The 2961-nt window shown below is 40.7% G+C and carries 5 protein-coding genes; all 5 read left to right on the top strand.

The features are described from left to right. The first annotated feature begins 17 nt into the window (after positions 1–17). Positions 18–176, top strand: coding sequence for a hypothetical protein (locus CBG25_RS21365; protein WP_366212646.1), 159 nt, complete (start codon positions 18–20; stop codon positions 174–176). After that, positions 118–771, top strand: coding sequence for a flagellar basal body rod C-terminal domain-containing protein (locus tag CBG25_RS06390; RefSeq protein WP_290605411.1), 654 nt, complete (start codon positions 118–120; stop codon positions 769–771). Before CBG25_RS21365 ends, CBG25_RS06390 begins: the two co-directional genes overlap by 59 nt. Positions 772–806: 35 nt before the next feature. Continuing rightward, positions 807–1208 (top strand): hypothetical protein, encoded by a 402-nt coding sequence (locus tag CBG25_RS06385; protein WP_290605409.1) that lies wholly within the window; start codon positions 807–809, stop codon positions 1206–1208. Positions 1209–1455: 247 nt separating this feature from the next. Then, positions 1456–2409 (top strand): uridine diphosphate-N-acetylglucosamine-binding protein YvcK, encoded by a 954-nt coding sequence (yvcK, locus tag CBG25_RS06380; RefSeq protein ID WP_290605407.1) that lies wholly within the window; start codon positions 1456–1458, stop codon positions 2407–2409. A 49-nt stretch (positions 2410–2458) separates the two neighbouring features. Beyond that, the coding region (locus CBG25_RS06375; RefSeq protein WP_290605026.1) for a transposase at positions 2459–2961 on the top strand (503 nt) is incomplete at its 3' end.

The raw sequence follows: 2961 nt of genomic DNA, 5'->3' as shown, positions 1-2961 counted from the left end.
AAAAACAAGAAAATAAAATAATCTCGGGCATCCGTATTACGGTTGAACACGCCATCGCGGGTATCAAGCGCTTCGGTTGTATGACCCAAATTTTACGGAATCGTAGACCCTTTATTGATGATACCTTTTTACTCCTTAGTGCCGGTCTTTGGAATTTCCATCTCAGAACAGCCTAAAATTTACTTCAATCACCGAAATACCCTTATTTCACTATTAAGCAACACGCTTACTGAGCTGGCAACAAAGCGGACGGTAACTGTCACTGTTACAGCAGCATCTGGTACTAACGGCACAAAATTGACTTTTGCTGGCATCGAAATTGAGGTTGCTACGGCTTCAGCACCACAAGCGGGTGACCAGTTTATTATCAAGCCGGTTGAGGGTGTTATTGATGGATTATCGGTTGTGATGACCGATCCGACAGGTATTGCCGCTGCCGGCCAGGCGGGAGCAGGGCAGGCAGATAATAGCAATATTAAGAACATAATAGCACTACAAGATAAAAAATTGATTGATGGCACGTCAACTTACAGCAAAGCTTATACTTCTGTCGTTAGTGATATAGCGGCTAAAGCAAACCAGGCCAAAGTAGACGTAAAAGCCCAATCAGTGATAACCGATAGTTATTATCAGAAGCAGCAGTCAATTGCCGGTGTCAATCTGGATGAAGAATATTTAGAAATGACTCGTATGCAAGAATTTTACATGTCAAACGCCAAAGTTGTTCAAGTGGCAAATAGTTTGTTTGAGACTTTAATGCGCATTTTCTGATGTTGATAATGTAATTAATTTAAAAGGAAAGAGTGATGGTAACACGTTTAAGCAATCAATTAATGCATTATCAAAAGATGAGTAGTATGATGCGCTCCCAGTCAGAATTAGCAGATAAATATCAGCGTATAACCACCAAAGAACGGCTGTTACAATCAGCCGATGATCCGGCAGCCGCAGCAGAAAGCCTACAAATTAAGCAGACACAAGTCCGTTTAGCTCAATCTCAAAGAGTGAATAATATTGCTCAACATCAGATGCAATCACAATTGCAGGTTATAGACAAAATGGAGGATGTGACGCGTAACATCAAGGAAACCTTAGTGGCAGCTTCTAATCAATCGATTCTGAATGATAGAGAACGCCTGGCTTATGCTACTAAAATTGAAGATTTAAATGTTAAGTTCACAAACTTAGGTAAAAAGGCTAGGAGTTAATAACACCACATACAATAATAGCGTAATGTGATGATTGCTATAAATCTTATTGCTAAATATTTAAAAAAGCGATTAAGCACTCAAATCTATAGGTTGCAATTCAACAAGTTAATCAATTAGCGGAAAATAATGTAATATAAAAGAATGACAAAGTTATTGTTTAATATCACGTTAATTCAATAAGGTCTGATATTTGATAATCAATTATGTCAAACCGCTATCAGCAAATAATAAAATAGGGGAAGTAATGCATAATCGCAGTATTCTGAATAATTTAGGGCAAGTTGTCGCGCTGGGTGGTGGTCATGGCTTGGGCCGGGTGATGTCATCCCTTGCATTTCTAAATTCTCAATTAACAGGGATTGTCACTACAACCGATGATGGTGGCTCTACCGGTCGAATTCGCCGTTCTGAAGGTGGTATTGCCTGGGGAGATACGCGCAACTGTTTAAACCAATTAATTACGGAACCGTCGATTGCATCAACTATGTTTGAGTATCGTTTTGCCGGTAACGGTGAACTTGGTGGCCATAATCTGGGTAATTTAATGCTAAAATCGCTTTATCGTCTCAGTGTTAGGCCGTTAGATGCGATCAACTTAATCCGTAGCCTATTAAAAGTGAAGGCGCATCTTATTCCTATGTCCGAGCAACCAGCTGATTTGCTGGCAATCGATTTGATGGGCAATGAAATCTATGGTGAAGTTAATGTTGATCAACTCACCTCACTACCACAAAAATTAATGTTATCTCCTCAGGTGAGTTGCACACCAGAGGCTCTCGATGCTATCCATAGTGCTGATTTGATCATCATTGGCCCAGGTAGCTTTTTAACCAGCCTGATGCCTTTATTTCTAATGAATGACCTAACGCAAGCATTACAAGCATGCCGGGCAGCAATCATCTATATAGGTAATCTTGGTAAAGAATTAAACCAACCCGCTGCCAATATGCAACTAACCGAAAAAATTGCAATGATTGAAAAACACATTGGCCAACAGAAAATTGATGCGGTTATCGCTGGTCCAGTAACCGATACATCAAGCCTACCAGATCGAATCGTGCTCCAAAGAAAACTGGCTGACCAAAATGTCTGTTACCGTCATGATCGAGACTTATTGCGCCAGGCTATTGAAGACATAGCGTACAAAATTCATCAACTTAAACCGTTTAACTTATCTCCTTACCCGAATGCCAGCTAACGGCTTGCTTGGCACTCACCCCGCCTTAGAGAGGCTGTCGCAAAAGCTCATGTTATCGATTAAAATTTGCTTTATTCGTTTTAAACGCAGATCTTTTATGACCGTATTTACTCGCAAACTGGAATCGCCATCTCACACCAAACGTAAGTTTGTCAAAGCGCAAAATCTACCTATCTTGGAGGGTTCTGTTTCCCTTTGCGATTATCTCAAGCAAATTGGTGAACGTAGGGCATTTATTGTCACAGAGATTTTGGATGAACAAGACTGGGTACCTTTCGAACGCTGTTATTCTTCAACAGGTAGAGCGCCGTATTCTCCTCGTTCAATGATGGGAATTTTGCTTTATGGGATCATGAAAGGGCATAGTTCGCTCAGAGCACTTGAAAATCTGGCGCGTTTAGATTTGGGATGTATTTTTGTCAGCAATGGCGTGACACCTGATCATGCCAGCCTTGGACGTTTCATTTATCAACATCAGACTGTCCTGACGGGCAGTTTTTTTAAAGAACTTACATTATCCGTTTTTCTTCGTACCCAATCTGGGGTTTCCTG

Origin of the sequence: Arsenophonus sp. ENCA, from assembly GCF_002287155.1 — a bacterium.
Taxonomy (GTDB): Bacteria; Pseudomonadota; Gammaproteobacteria; order Enterobacterales; family Enterobacteriaceae; genus Arsenophonus; species Arsenophonus nilaparvatae.
The sequence above is the reverse complement of the archived record's forward strand: the minus strand, read 5'-3'. Positions and strand labels throughout refer to the sequence as shown.

What these genes read in the sequence shown, in the direction of transcription:
- CBG25_RS06390 (WP_290605411.1), top strand. Translation starts at nt 118, where the DNA reads ATGATACCTTTTTACTCCTTAGTGCCGGTCTTTGGAATTTCCATCTCA.
- CBG25_RS06385 (WP_290605409.1), top strand. Translation starts at nt 807, where the DNA reads ATGGTAACACGTTTAAGCAATCAATTAATGCATTATCAAAAGATGAGT.
- yvcK (WP_290605407.1), top strand. Translation starts at nt 1,456, where the DNA reads ATGCATAATCGCAGTATTCTGAATAATTTAGGGCAAGTTGTCGCGCTG.